Origin of the sequence: Orbus sasakiae (genome assembly GCF_039542345.1) — a bacterium.
Lineage (GTDB): Bacteria > Pseudomonadota > Gammaproteobacteria > Enterobacterales > Orbaceae > Orbus > Orbus sasakiae.
The window spans coordinates 441,617-460,333 of sequence record NZ_BAABHY010000001.1 but is presented as its reverse complement, the minus strand read 5'-3'; the positions used below and the strand labels follow the sequence as shown (position 1 = coordinate 460,333).

General features: G+C 35.0%; 15 protein-coding genes. 1 reads left to right on the top strand and 14 read right to left on the bottom strand.

Annotated features, from left to right (window positions below):
* Window positions 1–7: 7 nt before the first annotated feature.
* From lpxK to ABEA36_RS01925, 8 genes are all read right to left on the bottom strand, one after another.
* Window positions 8–997, bottom strand: coding sequence for a tetraacyldisaccharide 4'-kinase (gene lpxK / locus ABEA36_RS01960; RefSeq protein WP_345488263.1), 990 nt, complete (start codon window positions 995–997; stop codon window positions 8–10).
* Between the two features lie 17 nt (window positions 998–1,014).
* Window positions 1,015–2,766: a lipid A ABC transporter ATP-binding protein/permease MsbA gene (gene msbA / locus ABEA36_RS01955; RefSeq protein ID WP_345488261.1), complete on the bottom strand. Its 1,752-nt coding sequence runs from the start codon at window positions 2,764–2,766 to the stop codon at window positions 1,015–1,017.
* 39 nt (window positions 2,767–2,805) lie between these two features.
* Complete coding sequence (locus ABEA36_RS01950; RefSeq protein ID WP_486348660.1) at window positions 2,806–4,935, bottom strand: DNA internalization-related competence protein ComEC/Rec2; 2,130 nt, start codon at window positions 4,933–4,935, stop codon at window positions 2,806–2,808.
* A gap of 394 nt (window positions 4,936–5,329) precedes the next feature.
* On the bottom strand, window positions 5,330–7,369 hold the full coding sequence (locus tag ABEA36_RS01945; protein ID WP_345488259.1) for an oxidoreductase: 2,040 nt from the start codon (window positions 7,367–7,369) through the stop codon (window positions 5,330–5,332).
* 457 nt (window positions 7,370–7,826) lie between these two features.
* Window positions 7,827–8,666, bottom strand: coding sequence for an SDR family NAD(P)-dependent oxidoreductase (locus tag ABEA36_RS01940; RefSeq protein ID WP_345488257.1), 840 nt, complete (start codon window positions 8,664–8,666; stop codon window positions 7,827–7,829).
* A gap of 41 nt (window positions 8,667–8,707) precedes the next feature.
* Complete coding sequence (aroD, locus tag ABEA36_RS01935) at window positions 8,708–9,472, bottom strand: type I 3-dehydroquinate dehydratase (protein ID WP_345488255.1); 765 nt, start codon at window positions 9,470–9,472, stop codon at window positions 8,708–8,710.
* Window positions 9,473–9,604: 132 nt separating this feature from the next.
* Window positions 9,605–10,477 (bottom strand): shikimate dehydrogenase, encoded by an 873-nt coding sequence (locus tag ABEA36_RS01930; protein WP_345488253.1) that lies wholly within the window; start codon window positions 10,475–10,477, stop codon window positions 9,605–9,607.
* Between the two features lie 21 nt (window positions 10,478–10,498).
* Window positions 10,499–11,320 (bottom strand): sugar phosphate isomerase/epimerase family protein, encoded by an 822-nt coding sequence (locus ABEA36_RS01925; protein ID WP_345488251.1) that lies wholly within the window; start codon window positions 11,318–11,320, stop codon window positions 10,499–10,501.
* A gap of 468 nt (window positions 11,321–11,788) precedes the next feature.
* Here ABEA36_RS01925 and ABEA36_RS01920 point away from each other — a divergent pair, with 468 nt between their 5' ends.
* Window positions 11,789–13,018 (top strand): MFS transporter, encoded by a 1,230-nt coding sequence (locus ABEA36_RS01920; RefSeq protein WP_345488249.1) that lies wholly within the window; start codon window positions 11,789–11,791, stop codon window positions 13,016–13,018.
* 371 nt (window positions 13,019–13,389) lie between these two features.
* Here the strand turns inward: ABEA36_RS01920 and ABEA36_RS01915 are convergent, their stop codons facing one another.
* The 6 genes from ABEA36_RS01915 to ABEA36_RS01890 all read right to left on the bottom strand — a co-directional run bounded on the left by ABEA36_RS01915 (window position 13,390) and on the right by ABEA36_RS01890 (window position 18,659).
* On the bottom strand, window positions 13,390–14,586 hold the full coding sequence (locus ABEA36_RS01915; protein WP_345488247.1) for an MFS transporter: 1,197 nt from the start codon (window positions 14,584–14,586) through the stop codon (window positions 13,390–13,392).
* Between the two features lie 419 nt (window positions 14,587–15,005).
* Entirely contained in the window at window positions 15,006–15,521 is a 516-nt protein-coding gene (aroL, locus tag ABEA36_RS01910; protein ID WP_345488245.1) for a shikimate kinase AroL, read from the bottom strand.
* A gap of 268 nt (window positions 15,522–15,789) precedes the next feature.
* Window positions 15,790–16,143, bottom strand: a complete 354-nt coding sequence (locus ABEA36_RS01905; protein WP_345488243.1) for an Aca2/YdiL-like domain-containing protein — start codon at window positions 16,141–16,143, stop codon at window positions 15,790–15,792.
* A gap of 124 nt (window positions 16,144–16,267) precedes the next feature.
* Window positions 16,268–17,095, bottom strand: a complete 828-nt coding sequence (locus ABEA36_RS01900; RefSeq protein WP_345488241.1) for a shikimate dehydrogenase family protein — start codon at window positions 17,093–17,095, stop codon at window positions 16,268–16,270.
* Between the two features lie 129 nt (window positions 17,096–17,224).
* Window positions 17,225–18,127 (bottom strand): LysR family transcriptional regulator, encoded by a 903-nt coding sequence (locus ABEA36_RS01895; protein WP_345488239.1) that lies wholly within the window; start codon window positions 18,125–18,127, stop codon window positions 17,225–17,227.
* Window positions 18,128–18,374: 247 nt separating this feature from the next.
* The gene (locus ABEA36_RS01890) at window positions 18,375–18,659 is read right to left on the bottom strand and encodes an integration host factor subunit beta (RefSeq protein ID WP_345488237.1); all 285 of its coding nucleotides are present in this window, start codon (window positions 18,657–18,659) and stop codon (window positions 18,375–18,377) included.
* Window positions 18,660–18,717 lie beyond the last annotated feature (58 nt).

Sequence of the window (18,717 nt, the reverse complement as noted above, 5' to 3'; positions counted from 1 at the left end):
GCACACCTTAATCTGTCTTTCTGATTTTACTGATTTGAGTTAATAGTTGTGCCATAAATTTATCTGGCAATGCGGCATTAATCGGTAAATACCACCAATTATCCTTCGCAAAAGAGAAGCATTTTACGGCATCTTTCTCTGTCATTAATAATAATTCATTTGGTTTTGTCAGTGCAGATAACTGCTGCTCTGTATACTGCTGGTGATCCATAAAAGAAATGGTATTAACAACATCAACGTGCTGTTTTTCAAGCATAGTAAAAAAACGGCTCGGATCACCAATACCGGCCATCGCACAAACATGATGTAATTGGCTAATCGGCTTACGTTCTTGTGTTAATAAATTAATGGCATCATCTGGAATGAATTGCATAGTATAAGCATCGATGTAATGTTTTTGGCTATTGCCATTGATTAAGGTGTAATCAACCTGCTTTAAACGAGAAGTTGATTCTCGCATTGGACCTGCAGGTAAAAACCAACCATTACCAAAACCACGGTTGCCGTCTATAACAACAATCTCAATATCTCGGTCTAGTGCATAATGCTGTAAACCATCATCAGTAATAATGACATCAAGCTTAAATTCGTTCAATAAAGCCTTAATGGCTTCACTACGTTTGGGAGCGACGGCAAAGGGAATGTGTGTTCGTTCATAAATCAGTACAGGTTCATCCCCAACGATCGCAGGCGGGGTTTGCTTTGTCACAATCACTGGATAATGATCACTTTTCCCCCCATAACCACGCGCGACAACACCAACTTTGTAACCATTGGCCTTTAACTGCTCGACTAAATAAATGACGACTGGCGTTTTACCATTTCCACCGACAGACAAGTTACCGACAACAATCACGGGGATAGGAGATCGCCAAGATTTAAATATACCGCATTGATATAAAATCCGACGAACAAAAACCACTAAACCATAAACCAATGATAAGGGTACGAGTAACCAATAGAGTTTATTTTCACCCGACCAGATTTTTGCAATCATTTTTTAGCCTCTCCAGCCTACTCACTGAATTGGATCTGGTGAAGTTGAGCATATACACCATTTTGTTCTAATAAGTACTGATGATTACCTCGTTCAACAATTTGCCCATCACTTACTACTAGAATCTCATCTGCATTTTCAATCGTTGATAAACGGTGCGCAATAACGATTGAAGTACGATTCTTTTGTAACTCATTTAATGCAGACTGAATTGCCCGCTCTGATTCAGTGTCTAAAGCAGATGTTGCTTCATCCAGAATCAGAATTGGATTATCACGTAATAAGGCTCTAGCGATAGCAACGCGCTGACGCTGCCCCCCTGATAACAATACACCATTCTCGCCGATGACGGTATCTAAACCTTGTTCCATATCTTTAATAAAATCCATTGCATAGGCATGTTCAGCAGCTTGAATAATTTGTTGTTGCGTATATTTTCCTGTTCGTGCATAAGTAATATTGTTTGTCACCGTATCATGGAAAAGATGAACATTTTGAGATACTAAACCAATCTGTTCACGCAATGAGGCTAGTGTATATTCTTTAATATTAACACCATCGATAAGAATTTCACCTTGTTCTAAATCATAAAAACGTGTTAGTAAACTGGCAATCGTTGATTTACCTGATCCTGAACGACCAACTAGTGCAATTGTTTTCCCTGCCGGTACTTTAAAGCTCACATTAACTAATGCGGGCGTTTCTCGTGTAGGATAGGTAAATGTCACATTACGGAATTCAATATCACCCTTAGCTCTCGTTAAAACACGAGTCCCTTCATCTTTCTCAAGCGGCATATCAAAAAGATTAAATAATGTCTGACAAGCCGCCATGCCTTTTTGAAATTGTGCATTAACATTTGTCAGTTCTTTTAATGGTTTCATCAACGCAATCATTGCAGAAAATACTGCTGTAAATTCACCAGGTGTTAGCTGTATTTCGGGGAAGCTCGCCATGATTAAAATAAAAGATAACGCAAAGGAAGCTATTAATTGCACAAATGGGGTAGATAACGCTGAAATAGATACCATACGCATCCCATGGCGACGAATCATGTTGCTTACTTTTTGGAAATGGCTGATTTCAGTATCTTGAGCACCAAAAATCAAAACCTCTTTATGGCCTTTTAACATTTGTTCAGCTGAGCTGGTCACTTCCCCCATGCTATTTTGAATATTTTTACTTAATTTTCTAAATCGTTTTGAAATAACACCAATTAATATCCCGACAATAGGCCCAACAACAAACAGAACGAGTGATAGTTGCCAGCTATTATAAAACATCACAAACACTAAGCCGGTTAAATAAATGGATTCTCTAACTACCACAATTAAACTATCTGCTGATGATGATGCAACCTGTTCTGAATCATAGGTGATACGTGAAAGTAATCGTCCTGTTGAATTTTGGTCGAAAAAACTGACTGGAGAATAAACAAAGTGAGAAAAAAGATCTTGCCTTATCCCCATCACAATTTTACCCGATACCCAAGCGAGCGTATAAGCGGAAACATAGTTGGATACCCCCCTAACTAAAAAGAGACCAACCACAATAAAGGCCAAGTTGAAAAGAAAAGAACGGTCATTTTCTGCAAATCCTTTATCAAGCAAAGGCTGAATTAATGATAAAAGGTAAGTATCCGATGCGCCATTAATGACTAAACAAATGACTACAACAACCAAATAAGGTTTAAATGATGAAATTCTGGGCCAAAGGCGTTTAAATGTTTTCCAAGTTGATAAATCTTTATCTAAATGTTGTTCGCTCACGTTAATTCCGATCCGTCATACTAATAAAATTGATCTATTTTACCTGTAAATAGGCAAAGCGCCAAACCAATCATGATACCAGCGTGGTTTTATTTCATAGCGCATACGTTCTATAACCCAATATTCTGGATAAAAGTAGATGGTTATTTGCCCGCTTTCTTGCGTTAAAAAGTAATTTAATTTAAGATCATTATACCGATTTAAAGCCTTATTAGAAGGCAGTTTCCAAGGATTATAACGCGATACTGATCCTAATGTCATTTCAGGCTTTACGTGCGCTAAAAAAGCATAATAGGAAGAGGTATTACTACCATGATGAGGCATTTGTAAAATTGTTGAAAATAGCCGATTTTTTTGCATTAAAACTAAATTTTCCTCTTGTGCCCGTTCAAGATCCCCCGTCAGCAACAATGAATACGTTCCTAGTGTGACTTTTACGACACAAGATTCAGCATTAAAGGCAGCTTGGTTCATCGCTAATGGCCACAACACGGAGAATTGTAATCCATGCCATGCTAATGAATGACCATTAATGCAATCATAATCATTGGGTAATTTAGTCGATGAACTCATCAACCATGCATCAGGGAAATGTGTTTTAATAAAGTTTAAACCGCCAATATGATCATTGTGTTCATGGCTAATAATAATCCCTTCAACGTTGAGATTATGCCAAGTCAAAAAAGGTAAAATAATACGCTGTGCAGCAGAAGTATTTTGCCAACTTGCACCTGTATCATATAAAACAGCCGATCGGCCTTGACTAATCACTACCGCTAAGCCATGGCCAATATCTAACATATCAACCCGCCAATCATGTGATGATCTTTTAAATAAGGGTGAAAAAATGCACATAATAATCAATAAAAAAGTGGCTGTTCGACTACGCCAAAAAGCAGTTTGCCGGCAAAATAGTGCTAACCAACCCACAATACTAAAAAAATAAAATTGATTAGCAATACCAAACCAATACCCTGTTATTGGCTTTAATAACATAAATAATAAGGCTAAGGATTGTTGAGCTAAAACGCCAAACCATAGAGACACATAAAAACAGTTCAACATACTCGTCACAAGTAACAGCAAAATGCATGGAAACGTATAAAATGAAATGATAGGAATGGCAATCAGATTAGCTAAAATAGTAACAAAACTTATTCCTCCAAAAATAAAAAATTGAATAGGCAGTAATAGTAAGGTTAATAAGCATTGTAGCGTAAATAATTGCCTTAAATAATCGATTTTATGTCCTAACCAATCAGACTGTACACGCCATTGCCGAATAATAATTAAACAGACGACGGCATAACACGATAACCAAAAACTTTCAGACAAAATCATCAGTGGATCAAATAACAATAATATCGCAATGACGCGGTTAATAATTTGCCAAGGACTCAATATTGTTTTGCGATAGCGAAGTATTAACCACATTGATAGAGCAAGCATTGCACGCATAACTGGCGGATTTAAACCCGATAACCAAGCATAAAATCCTGCTGCACAAAATCCGACGATCGTCGGTAACCAGTAAGTCATGAGCTTGACGGGTAAAAAATACTGTATGGCTCGTACACTACGTGCACATAAATACACAACAAGTAAAATATGCATTCCTGAAATCGCCATCAAATGAGCAATACCCGTTTGTAACATCATCGTTTTATGCAATTCGGTTAGCTGGCTACGCTCGCCAAATGCAAGTGCAAACATAACATCACCATATTCAAATAAATTGAAATAAGGCGCTGCTTTGTTGACAACCATTTGTCGTATATTCGATGTTTTATCAATGATGGTTGCATCTTGAATTGTGCCACTGAGTAAACGCCGATTGGCAATAGCAAAACGCTGGCTATCAAAACCACCTTGATTCAAATAGCTATGGACAACTTTTGTTTTAATTTTAAGCTGCCAGCGTTCTCCAGCATGAGGAATGGATCTATTTTTCCAGAGTAGAGACACAGTTAAGGAGTCTGCTATTGGTTGTTGATTAATAGTGAGAATAGTAAAGTCAATATATTGTCCATCTTGATGATTATCGCTAACGATATAACCTGTGTTTATACTTTTTACGGATGCTGTAATCATCATTGTTTGATCTATATATCGTTCGATTCCCGCTAAAAATTGTGTTGCACTCGTAGTTGACCACAATAATCCAGCAATAAAAAAACCAACGATAATTCATAAATTACTTTTGCTACAAAATGCACTGATTGCTATCAAAAATAGCAGAATAATTATCCCGTTTCGGACAGGTATCGAGGGTAATTTCACAAAAAATAATAATGGTATACAACCACTAGAAAAGGCCAATGAACTTAAATCATAAGGGATTTTACTCTGCAAATGCCACCTTCATTATCTAATAAGTATGTATTAATTATCTTTAGCAAATAATGAATTCATTCAGCGCATATTAAATATTTAACGATAAAATTTGAGATATAATGTATAAAACAGTGATAGGTGAAGTGAATAAAAAGAATATAATGCGAGATTCTTCACAATAAAAAACCGTGCATCACATTGAAATAATGCACGGCAAAAACGTCATCAATTAAAGCGGTTTATTGATATCAACACCGCGTATTTCGTATGCTTTAGTACGTTCAATTGATTGAATAGCCGCAATAATATCACGCCCTTCGCGCATACCATCAATTAATTTTCTTGCTTGTTTACTGTCACCGATTTGTTGGAAAACATAGTTATGCTGATCAGCATGTTTTCTAAATTCATCAATAAATTGGGTAACCGGAGTCAGACCTAAACAAACAAAACCATAGTCAAATTCAAGCTCTTCAATTTGACCTTTTCGACGTACGACAAAACGATCTTCTTTAACTTCTTGTAACGTCGTTTCTAACATCACATTAACGTTATTATCTTCAATCATTTTCATCATAGATAAGCGACCAATAACATCTAAATCTTTGGCTAATGCTGATTGCATTTCAACAATCGTAGAGCTTTTTGCTTTATTTTCAGAAAAATACTCAACCACATCAAGACCAACAGCCCCGCCACCAATCACGACAATTTTCTTATCAGGGATATTCGTAAAGTATTCAAAATTATCCATTAAATCAAAAATTGAAAAGACTTTACGTTCTTTCTGTGATAATTGTTCATGTAAACCTTTGATTGGCGGTAACAATGCTTTTGCACCGGTTGCGGCGACAACCAGGTCAGGCTGATGGCTAGCCACCATTTCAGGTGTCGCTTTTGTGTTTAAATGGACTTTTACATTAGGTAATTTATTTAAACGATTAATAAGGAATTTTGGTAAATCAGCAATTCTACGTTTATAAGGAAAACGTGAAATAATCGATGATAACCCACCTAAAAATGGTTTTTCCTCATATAACGAGACATTACAACCGACTTCTGCAGCACTCGCCGCCGCTTCAAGCCCCGCAGAACCACCGCCAATGATCACGACATTAAGAGGTTGACTAACTTGATAACGTTTGTAATCTTCGTAACTGATAATATCGGGATTCACGGTGCAACGGATCGGTTTTGATTTAGCAATACGATGATCTGCACAACCAATATTACATGAAATACAACGACGTAATGTATCAAGTTCATTATTTTTAACTTTCTCAACCCAATAAGGTTCTGCAATAAGACCTCGCCCCATTACCACAAAGTCTGCATGACCATCTTCTAATGTTTGAGCAATAATTTTTGGATCACGAAAATTACCCGATGTTATTGTCGGTTTATTGAATTTTTCTTTAACTGCTTTTGCCATATATGAACGCCAGCCATCAGGTAAATTCATTTGGTCTATCTGCATAAACAAAGTATCATTTTGTGCCGCAGATACGTCAAAAATATCGACTTCATCAGTTAAATATTCAAGGATTTCGAGTGTATCTTCTAACGTATTCCCACCTTCAATAAAATCATCAGCACTAAAACGTAGCATAATTAAGAAGTTGGGTCCGACACTTTTGCGGATTTCGTCAATAACCATACGCACAATACGCGATCGATTCTCAACGCTTCCACCAAATTCATCTGTCCGCTTATTGAATAATGGCGATAAGAATTGACTTAATAAATAAGAGTGGCCCGCATGAATTTCAACCGCATCAAAACCTGCTCGTTGAACTCTTGAAGCGGCAATGCCATATTGCTTTACAACATAATGAATCTCGTCAACAGACATTGGTCTTGGTGCATTCCCCCCTGTTTTAGACGGTACATTTGATGCAGAAATAGGCTGCAGACCATTTAAACGGCCAAAGTAAGCTGAGGCGCCGGCATGATTAATTTGTACAGCAACAGTTGCTCCATGCTTATGCATGCGCTCGGTAAAACGATAAAATCCCGGAATATATTGATCATTATCGATTCTTAATTGTGTCGTCCCATTGGTTCCATATGGGTAATCAATACACACATTTTCTAAGATAATAAGACCCGTTCCACCTTTTGCTCTTTGTTCATAATACTGTAAATGATCATCAACAAATTCACCACTGAGTGTTGCAAAATTAGTTCCAATAGGCGGCATAACAATACGGTTTTTGATGGTAGTACGTTTGATTGTTATCGGTTGAAAGATTGCAGAAAAATTGCTCATGTTACTCCCTCATATCACGCCACAAAGCATTATTTGTGGTTAGTTATAATTTGAAATTGATATTCGATTAAGGTCATTATACATGATAATTCATAAAAATATTCATTATTTTTTTAAAAATTCATTAAATTTTACTATAAATAAAATGATAAATAATAATATATATCAATATAATAATTTTTATATCATTAATTTTAATTAAAAAATAATAAATTAACCCACTTTATAAAATAATAAGGAAAACAAATAACACTTTGTTTTATATAAATTAATAAAAAAATACATAAAATATAGTGATAATATGTTTTTAATCGATAAAAAATACAAATCAATCTATATCATGATGAACAATACGAGACAATGAGAGGTAAAATTAACTTTGAAGGATCAGGGCGATGCCCTGATATCCTATAATCTTATTTGAGATAATTGAGTTGATATTACATAATTAGTATCATTATTTTTTAGCTGAAGCTCTTTGATTAATAGCAAATTGACGACGACCACCCGGTCTTGGGGCTAAATCACCTAACATGACTTCATAACCACCATCAACCACGAGCTCTGTGCCATTAGAATAATCAGAACGTTTACTTGCCAAATATAGCACAGCATTTGCAATATCAATCGTTTCACCAATACGACGACTTGCAATCATACGTGTACGACCTTCTTCAACTTCTTTGTCTTCGTAGAATTTTTTCGACAACGGTGTTTTAACAAAACAAGGACAAATTGCATTACTACGCACCCCAAATTGCCCCCATTCAGCTGCGATTTGTTTTGATAACATGGAAACGGCAGCTTTGGTTGAGCTATATGCACCACTGTAGGTTTCAGGTGTGTGTGACGCAACTGTTGAAATGTGAACAATACGCCCTGCTTTTTGTTCAATCATTAAGCGACCAAAACGTTGTGACATCAAAAAATAGCCCGTCATATTAACATTAATCGTTAGATTCCATTCATCCAGAGGTAAGTCTTCTAGTGGACAAAAACGTAGTATTGCAGCCGTATTCACTAATACGTCACAGCGACCAAATTCTTTTTTTACTGTTTCGACAGCGGCATCCACACTTTGTTCATTTGTTGTATTACACGCTAATCCAATTGCTTTAATACCATATTCTTGGGATAACTGATTAGCATAATCTTGACATTTTTCCGCGTCGAGATCGATTAAAACCAAGTTAGCTTTCTGTTTAGCAAACTCCTTACAGATCTCAGCTCCCATACCGCCTACCGCACCAGTAATAACGCAAACGTCACCTTCTAGACCTAACCAATTATTATTCATAAAAAAGCTCCTAATTAAATAGTGATAATCTTTCGTAACTATTACGCTAAGCTGCGATGTAGCACGTTTAATATGTTTCGTAACTCTTTAACATCGAGTTGTCCTGGTGCAGAAACGTTTTTTGCTGCCCCAAATGTTAAATCTGAACCAAATGTTTCACCTGCAACTCGGCTAATCGCACCTTTACCGGCCATCGACATGGTAATAAGTGGCTTGGTTGCATATTTCTCTTTCATTTCTGCTGTTGCCGCTAATAACGTTAACACATCGGTAGTCGAACGTGGCATGACGGCAATTTTAGGAATATCAGCACCTAAATCTTGCATTTTACGTAAACGAGAGACAATATCCTCTTGAGTTGGGGTTTTATCAAAATCATGATTTGACGCAATAACCAATACGTTATTTTGATGCGCTAATGCGATAACTTCTTTAACATAACTATCACCAATAAATACTTCGACATCGACAAAATCAATTAATCCAGATGTAATCATCTGTTTATTTAGATTCACATAAAATTCGGTTGAGGCAGGATAAACACCACCTTCATTTGCCGTACGAAATGTAAATAAAATCGGTTTATGGCCGATCACAGCATTAATTTTAGCTGCCGCTTTTTTTACAGCGTCAATATTGTCAACTTGATTAAAATGATCGACTCGCCACTCTAAAACATCGAAATCAATCTCTCTTAAAAACTCGACTTCATCAGTCAGATCTTGTTCTGTTTTCCCAACAAGTGGCACAATAATTTTAGGTGCCCCTGTACCAATTTCTAATCCTTTGACGGTAATTTTAGTCATTTGCTCACCAATATTTAAATTCTGTTTGAAATGTCTTTAATACATTTTATATGCAACAACCAAACTGACTGTCGCATATAAAGTTGATAATGGTTTTATTTTTTAAACCACCTGCTCCACTTTCATTAAACACTAATCATTAAAGCCCATTTTTTCTTTCACATAATCAATAGGGGCATCTTGTCCTGTCCAAATTTTAATTTGAGCATGCCCTTGCCATAACATCATACCGATACCATTTAGGGTTTTACAGCCTTGGCTCTCAGCAATTTCTAGTAATTTTGTTTTTCTCGGGCTGTAGATACAATCGCTGACGACAAGCTCTTTTCTTAACATACTCGGATCGGTAATTAGGCTTTGTCCTTCAAGTGGCTTCATGCCGACTCCTGTTGCATTACATAAGACAGTACTACCTGATAATGCTTTACGTAATTGATCTTGATCTGCTAAATCATAAACCGTTGCTTTACATTTGGTTTTTTCATTAATACGTTTAGCAATTTCAACAATTTTGTCGTAACAATCATCTTTCTGGTTGAAAATAGCGAGTTCTTTTACACCATCTAATGCTGCTTGAACAGCAATTGCACTTGCTGCGCCACCTGCGCCAATGAGGGTCATTTTCTTGCCAATCACATCGACACCGGCTTCTTTTAATGAACGCATGTAACCCATACCATCTGTGTTATAACCAGTTAGAACACCATCATCATTAGATATCGTATTACAGGCACCGATCATTTCGACTGCTGGAGTCAATTTATCTAAAAATTGACAAACCAATTGTTTATTTGGCATCGATACGGCACTACCACGAAGCCCTAAAGCACGCATTCCTTTTACGGCATCTTCAAGTTTATCTTGTGTGACTTCAAATGCGAGATAGACGTATGGAACATCTAATTTTGAATACAAAATGTTCTGCATTTTAGGTGATAGACTATGTCTAATCGGGTAAGCCATTAAACCGATCAATAAAAAATGACCATCAATATTTTCTCTCATAGATTTCTTACCTTTAGTTAATTATTCAGATTCTGCAACTTTTTTAAGCAATGCTTTTGTATCTTGTAAATACATTTTTGCACGTTCAATCGGAGATTTATGTAAAGCAAGCTCATCATTACAACATTCAATTGAAATGGGCATTTCAGGTAATGCTTTCAATAATGAAACAAGATCAATACCGCCTGTACCTGGTGATAAACGATAATTACGTGCTTGATACAATAAACCTTCTGTATCTTTTGGTTTTTCACGTGTACCATCACACAACTGCATATAGCGCCAACACTCTTTGGGTACTTTCTTGAGATCATCTAATGTATTGGCCCCACGGTCAAAATGTAGCGGATCAATAATCATACCTTGGTTATTTTGATTAGCAGACGTTAATAATTCTACGCCAGAATTGACGGTAGGTATATCAGTCCATGGCATTGGTTCAATATTAATTGCAATACCGAGTGGCGCTGCTATTTCACATAAACGAGCGAAATTGTCAGCTAAACGGTTTTTATCGGGATCATTACCCGCTAATAATACTTGGCTTGCACCGAGTCTGGCTCCCGTTTCAAGTACCGGTAAAAAATTAATGACACGGGTATCTGGCTTCAGGCGGAAAATTTCGATATCAAGCACTTTAATACCGGTTTCTTTCAATCGTCTTTCGACTTCACGAATTAAAGGTGTATCGCCTACTGTCGCATAAACAGGTTCTGTTGGGGTTGCTGGTATCAGCCTTAAGCCAACATGGGTATAACCAGCTTCCGCCGCCACAATAACTTGATTCGCTGGAGATACATCTAATACAGTTAAGGCTGCAAGACCAATTGGACGTTCTGACATAGCTTTCCTCCTAAATAATATAAAACGGTTAAATTTCTAAAAGCATTGGTTATAATTTAAATCATAAAAACAAATTTATCTATAAATAATGCATTTTTAATTTATTTTTTTTATAATTTAGGTTGAATATTTTTTAAAATCAATCAAAATAGATAAATAAATTTAAAATAAATCATTATAATAAAGAAAAAATAACAATATGAATTAATAATGATAGTAATATCACAATTTGAAAAAAGTCTATTTCAAGCTATTTATTTGTCGAATAATATCTGTTATACATAGCATTAATTATTTTACATCGCAGAAATTTTTTTAATGAAAAATAATTAATTATTATTAATCATCAAATTAAAAAATTTCGTGATTTTTCCACCAAAAACAAACTATAAATAGAAAATTACGATTAATTTTAAAAAATAACAAAGAATATTTTATAAATTTATCTTATCTCTAGAAGGACATTTAATGAAAAACAAATATATTTGGACCTCAATTTGCCTGTATATGAACTATTTTGTTCATGGTATGGGAGCAATCATTCTTGCTCAAAACATGAATTACCTAACTTCACAATTAAATACAGATACTGCAGGCGTGGCATTTGTTATTTCTGGGCTGGGGATTGGTCGTTTATTAGTATTATTTGTTATGGGGACATTATCAGATAAATATGGACGTAAACCTTTCGTATTTTTGGGGGGATTATTCTATATTGGCTTCTTATTGGGTATATTAATTAGTCCAAACTTACAAGTTGCCTTTATTTTTGCTATTTTAGGCGGTATTGCCAATTCAACGCTGGATGCAGGAACTTATCCCGCATTAATGGAGTCATTTCCTAAAGCAACAGGAACAGCATCCATTTTAACTAAAGCTGCAATCGCTGGTGGTCAATTTGTTTTACCGATCGTCATGACTGTCATTATTGCCACGCAAGCATATTATGGTTGGTCTTTCTTCTTCTGTATTGCAATTTTAGCGGTGAACGCATTAGCGGTACTTAAGATGCCTTTTCCTAATCATAAAAAACCAGCGTCCGAAGAGGTTACACAAGCTGCATTAGATGAAGATTCAACGCCATTGCCAAAACTTAAAGAGAAAGCAAACTTTTGGATTGAAGGCATATGCTTTATCGTGATTGGTTATACTTCAACAGCCACTTTCTATTTAGTCTCTATCTGGTTACCTAAATTTTCATCGGCGGTTGCACACATGAATGAATCTGCAGCGGCTCAAACCATTAGCTATTATGCTATTGGTACACTTGCTAGTGTTATCTTGACATCAATTTTAGTTAAAAGTTTAATACGTCCAGTATATGTCGTATTTGTCTACCCGATGTTGTCTGCAATCATGCTATTTATACTTTACCTTTTCCCATCACCGATGTTATGTATGGTGGGTGGCTTCATTCTTGGTTTTACTGCGGCTGGCGGGGTATTACAACTTGCCTTAACAACCATGGCAGAGTTCTATCCAGAAGGCAAAGGTCGTGTATTAGGAATTTTCTTTACGTCATCGAGTTTAGCAACATTTTCTATTCCCGTCTTTACAGGCATTATTTCAAAAACCAGTATTGCCAATATTATTCTTTTTGATGCCTTTATTGCTGTCATCGGTGCAGTTTTGGCATTGGTAATCATTGCTCGCTATCACAAAATTTTTGAAATGCCTAAAAAGAAACACGCCGCATAACAGATACACTTCATTTAAGCTAAGGGCACGCATTTGTGCCCTTCTTGCTATCTTAGTAAACCATTTTTTTATTAACTGTTGATATTTTCTTAAAATACCAGGTCAATGCTATTGAGGTTTAAGGTCATGCATCAATACTTGCTCACAAGCAACAAAAAATCATTTTTTACACTATAATTATAGGTTATGATAAAAATTTAACGAAAAACAACACTTGATAAACGGATAAGAAAATAGCGTTAGCGGGGATCATTGATTAAGGCGAAGAAGATAGACACCTTAGTTTTAATTTACATATGACATTTTGGCTAAAATTCGATAGCTTAGTGATACTTACAATCACTTAAGCTATCGAATAAAATAAATAAGGCTTAGATTTTACTCATATCAATCACTTTTCTAAAACGACTAAAGACTATCAAACCAAGCACCGCGCTTGATAACGCGACCGCTAAATCGACTAAAATAGCATAGCTAACATTAGTGATTGCTAATTTTGGCACAATCAATGGTATCACAATAAATGACATACCACTCAATGTATACATCGTCCCTACAGCAAAGCCTTTTTTATCAGGAAATAGCTGCTGCATAACAACTAATGTGAGTTGTAAAACACCACCGGCCGCGGTCAGCCCCATGCCGATTGCGGCAATAAGACTCATTGTTGGTGTTAAATTAAATAGGAACATAATTAATATTGCCGCAGACAACAATGGTAAAATAATAATGCAGTAAATAGGTTTTAATACCTTTTTAACCACATAAGCCGTTATGAAAACAGAAATAATGGAAGCCGTACTATAATAGCTGATCAATTGTCTAGATTCGATGGCGTTCATACCAATGCCTTTTTCAGCAATAACAGGTAACCATTGTAGAATGATGACAAAGGTTGCTGTTGTTGTGAATCCCATAACAATTAACAAAATCCCTTCAAACCAAATATTAGGTTTGCCAATAAAATAATTACTATTCCCCTCATTACCACAGATCACGGTCGTTATAGATGGGAATTTTTTTGGCGCTAAAAATAATGCATTAATCACTAAACATAATGTAAAACCAATAAACGCGTAACCATACCAAATATCATAATAATGAAACAATGTAACGATAAACGGTAATATCAGCGTTCCCATTGAAATAAATGATTTAATTAATACACTTGCAGTACCCGCTGAACATGGGAAACACTCAGTCAGTGCAGGCATTGAACCGGTGTCTAAAAATGAATTACCAACACCAATGAAAATAGCTAGTACAAAAGCAACATGGATATTGTTACAAAACAGTATACCAATAAAGAAAATGACATAACTTAACATACCAAGATAGATAAAGGGTTTTCGACCAAATCTATCAGATAAAATACCACCAATAAACATCAAAAATATCTTACCAAATCCAATACCTGAGGCGACATATCCGACGCCGACAATATCTGTGTTAAGTTGTGCTGAAATTTCAATTGAAAATTGCATAATTACAATTAAAGCGATGCTTTCAATAATATAATTAGCATAAATAGAACCAGCAATAGCATAAGAACTATTGTTATTAGCCATTCTAAAATACCCCACCATAAATTTAAGTTTAAAATTTTAAAAAATCATTAGGATAATATTAGCGTGTATACGCCATTTAGCAAAGAAAAAAGGCAATATTTATCTTTGTTTTTTGTTTATTTTTTAATCTAAAAATAACTTTTTAATAGAAAAACTAATCAAGATCACATTTTTTTATAAATTTAGTCTATAAATTTACTGAATTACAATAGAAATATAATGGATCCGTTTTGTTATAAAACGAACCTCATTCCGCCAGTTGTTTAATTGGTGATGAGAAAATGATTCACTCATTACAAAATCGGCAAAGTAAGATAAAAATATCGTAAGATTAGTAATTTCACGAAGTAAAGTTGAAATGAACAATAAGGGAGCGAAACTAACGACAGCTTCGCTCTTATAGAATTTAAAAGAATACCTTAATCAATATTAAGTGAATCTAGCATTTGACTTAAAATCTTCATTTCTTCACAATCAACATTTATGACATGACTTGCTGAGTCCATATAAAGATGATGACGATCAGACAATACTTTTTCCATTTCATCAACAATCGACAATCCTGTCAATGACGGACGTTGTGCAATATTAGGATCCTTCATTAATCGTGATGCTAACACGTTTGCCGGTGCAGAGAGAAAAAATACAATTCCCATCTGCTGCATGAATTGACGATTATGATCAGCAAGAACCATACCGCCACCAGTAGCAATAACACGACATGGCGTTGTTACATCTTTAAGTACTTGACTTTCTCGTATCCTAAAACCATCCCACCCCTCTTTTTCAACAATTTCAGCGACGGTTTTATTGGTTGATTCAAGTAAATAAACATCTGTGTCAATAAACGAGTAATTTAATTTTTCAGCAAGTAGTCGACCCATTGTTGTTTTACCAGCAGCTCTCGCGCCAACTAAATAAATTGTTTTATTCATGGTTGATTCTCAGAAAATTAATAAAAATAGTACTATCATATTATTCATAATAGCTAGAATTGCAATAAATATTTACACTAATTTCCCATATAAAAAATATTGTTATTTTTCAGCTAAGTAAGAGAAACTCAATGTAAACTATAGTTTACATTTATTTAAAATTAGCACATGCCAATAGAACTAAACGATGTAGCCTAACGATTAAGATAATCATTGGTTATTTGTAACAAACATCATTCTTGGTATAACGTGTTTTACACAATATCCACTAGCAAAGTTTTTCTAAACCACGAAAATACAGTTCTGTAGCTATTGACTGATGTAAACGCCAATCTAATACCGAAAGCGATGGATTGACCTTTTTAAAGTCTTCAAATGTAAGAAAATAGCGTATATTATTGCTACCAATTCGGTTATTAATATCGGCAATAATGGCTGCGATTTTATTTTGTCGGCGAGTTTTAAGATTACGCATCTCATCAATGACTTGTGCTGGAATTTCCGCTTTACCCTGCTCCCATTCATGCCATACTTCTGCAGAGCTATTACCAATATATTCACTAGCCTCTGATACTTTTAACATGAAAAAACGACGATATGCTTGTAGTTCGATATTGGTCATAATAATCTCCAGCTTGTTTTAAATTTGATAAACAGCATAATTTATAATACTCATATTAGCAACTGATGATAAAAAACCATTACACAGTGTGCAATGGTTCAACACTATCATTAAAGTAAGTTAATTAGCCAGCAAGTGCATCAACAACAGCTTGTTTTGCTTTATCGGATAAATCATTACCCGTCCAGATTTTATATTGCGCATTAGCTTGGCCAATAAACATTTCACGACCTGAAATCGATTTCCAGCCTGCTTTTTCTGCATCTAACCGGAATCGCGTAAAATAAGGTGTATAAACGATATCATAAGCCACACCTTTACCTTTAAACCATTCAATATTATAAGGTGTTTCGCTTTCATATTTGCCTAACATCCCTAATGGCGTTGAATTGACAACTAACTGTGCATCCACTTCACCTCGTTTGTCCCAACTAACTGTTTTAAGATTAAACTCTTTTGCGAGAGTGGCAGGTAAATTATCGACGATATCAGTGACGGTGATATCGGTATAACCTAATGCTTGTAATCCTACTACCGCTGCTCTTGCTGCTCCGCCTGCACCAAGTAATAAGACCTGTTTATACTCTTTAGGCAAAGGGTCTTTTTCTAATGGTTCCATAAAACCTTTGACGTCAGTATTATCACCACAGAGTTTATCGCCATCCCAATAAATAAGATTGGCAGCACCCACTTTTTTAACACGATCAGTCACTTCATCTAAAAAGGGGATAACGGTTTGTTTATGGGGAATGGTTACACAACAGCCACGAATATTGAGTAATCTTACTGATTTAACAAAATTTTCAACTTGATCTGGTGGTGTTGGCCAAGCAACTAACACAGCAGGAATATTTTGATCTTTAAATGAGGTCGTGTGAATTAGTGGGCTAAGTGTCTGCCCTAGCGGATAACCAATGATGCCATAAATACTATAGGGTTTAAACTGACTCATATAAAATCTCCTTTTTATGAATATGCAGCATAATATACGTTCGAATAATCAGATGAACAATCAAAATAAAGATATTTTCTATAAAACAACCATTATTCATCAATATTATGAATAGATAATAGCACGAATTTATATATTAAAAAAACCATCACCACAATATTTTGTCAAGAATCGATAAAATTTTTGTGCAACTGGCATTAAAGGTCTATTTTTTACTGTTGCAATATAAATATCACGTTTCTGACGATTCTTATTCATTGGAATTAATGAAACATTTGACTCAGCAGGGACAGGAACTCTCACCATCATTCCAATACCATAATTAATTGAAGCAAGGCCAATCATTGCATTTTCACTTTCAACTCGGCTAACCACGTTATTAAGTACCACACCAGATTCAGCAATCATATTATCTAAATAACCACGCATACCGCTACGTTGCGTATAAAGAATCACGGGTTCGTCTGCAATATCTTTTAAATCAAGTTTTTTGCGTTTTGACAATGGATTATCATTCGATATGATAAAAACGATTTCTTGTTTTGCAAGGCGAGTAAATTCAATCTCAGGATCATCATTCACATATGAGCAAAGTCCAATGTCATAATGTTTATTTTTTAATTCATGTACGATATTACGACTTAAATCTTCGTAAAATGAGAAAGAGATGTTTTCATATTGAGGTAAAGCAGTAAAGGATTGAATAATTTTAGGAACATAATTTAAACTCAATGAATAAACAAAAGCGAGCCTAATATGACCATGGGATATACTTGTTAATTCTTTAACAAACTGTTCACCTTCATTGAGTGATTGTAGTGCTTGGTTAACATAAATTAGATATTGCTCACCTTCTTTAGTCAGCTCAACATTACGACCTTTTTTTTGAAATAATTTAATACCGACTTCCTTTTCAAGTTCTGCAATGGCATGACTTAAGCTGGGTTGGCTAATAGAAAAGTATTCTGACGTATAAGTATAATGTTGATTTTTAGCAAGTATTTGAAAGTATTTGAGCTGTTTTAAGTTCATTGAATATGTAACTCTAATATTAAATTTATCGTATATATCAAAATGTTTTAACACTATTTAATCTTTTTGACAATATTTGATTATAAATATTACGTATTATCTTATAACATGATCCTATAACCATATTATAATCATGGTTGATAAACGACATCAAAATGATATGAGTTACAGCGTTCATGATTTTAAACAAAAAAATAAGCACTTAAAATTAAGTGCTTATTATAAAAAATTCAGTATGAAAAAGTGATTATTTATTACCGTTCACTCGTTCTCTTAATTCTTTACCTGGTTTGAAGTGAGGAATATACTTTTGTTTGACTTCAACTTGACCACCAGTTCTTGGATTTCTTGCTTTACGCGGTGCACGATAATTTAATGCGAAACTACCAAATCCTCGAATTTCGACGCGATCATTGGATTCCATTGCGCCTGTGATTTGTTCAATAATATCCCTAACTGCTTCATCAACTAACTGAACCGGAAGATGTGTCCGCCAGTTGGCAATCTTTTCAGTTAAATCTGATCTGTTCATGAGCGCTCCTTTTTTTCTTTTTATATTATCATTTAGCTATGCTAACTATTTATTATTA

Excerpts from the sequence above, each read along its gene's own strand:
- lpxK (WP_345488263.1), bottom strand. The coding sequence starts at position 997 with ATGATTGCAAAAATCTGGTCGGGTGAAAATAAACTCTATTGGTTACTC.
- ABEA36_RS01945 (WP_345488259.1), bottom strand. The coding sequence starts at position 7,369 with ATGAGCAATTTTTCTGCAATCTTTCAACCGATAACAATCAAACGTACT.
- ABEA36_RS01940 (WP_345488257.1), bottom strand. The coding sequence starts at position 8,666 with ATGAATAATAATTGGTTAGGTCTAGAAGGTGACGTTTGCGTTATTACT.
- aroD (WP_345488255.1), bottom strand. The coding sequence starts at position 9,472 with ATGACTAAAATTACCGTCAAAGGATTAGAAATTGGTACAGGGGCACCT.
- ABEA36_RS01930 (WP_345488253.1), bottom strand. The coding sequence starts at position 10,477 with ATGAGAGAAAATATTGATGGTCATTTTTTATTGATCGGTTTAATGGCT.
- ABEA36_RS01925 (WP_345488251.1), bottom strand. The coding sequence starts at position 11,320 with ATGTCAGAACGTCCAATTGGTCTTGCAGCCTTAACTGTATTAGATGTA.
- ABEA36_RS01920 (WP_345488249.1), top strand. The coding sequence starts at position 11,789 with ATGAAAAACAAATATATTTGGACCTCAATTTGCCTGTATATGAACTAT.
- ABEA36_RS01915 (WP_345488247.1), bottom strand. The coding sequence starts at position 14,586 with ATGGCTAATAACAATAGTTCTTATGCTATTGCTGGTTCTATTTATGCT.
- aroL (WP_345488245.1), bottom strand. The coding sequence starts at position 15,521 with ATGAATAAAACAATTTATTTAGTTGGCGCGAGAGCTGCTGGTAAAACA.
- ABEA36_RS01905 (WP_345488243.1), bottom strand. The coding sequence starts at position 16,143 with ATGACCAATATCGAACTACAAGCATATCGTCGTTTTTTCATGTTAAAA.
- ABEA36_RS01900 (WP_345488241.1), bottom strand. The coding sequence starts at position 17,095 with ATGAGTCAGTTTAAACCCTATAGTATTTATGGCATCATTGGTTATCCG.
- ABEA36_RS01895 (WP_345488239.1), bottom strand. The coding sequence starts at position 18,127 with ATGAACTTAAAACAGCTCAAATACTTTCAAATACTTGCTAAAAATCAA.
- ABEA36_RS01890 (WP_345488237.1), bottom strand. The coding sequence starts at position 18,659 with ATGAACAGATCAGATTTAACTGAAAAGATTGCCAACTGGCGGACACAT.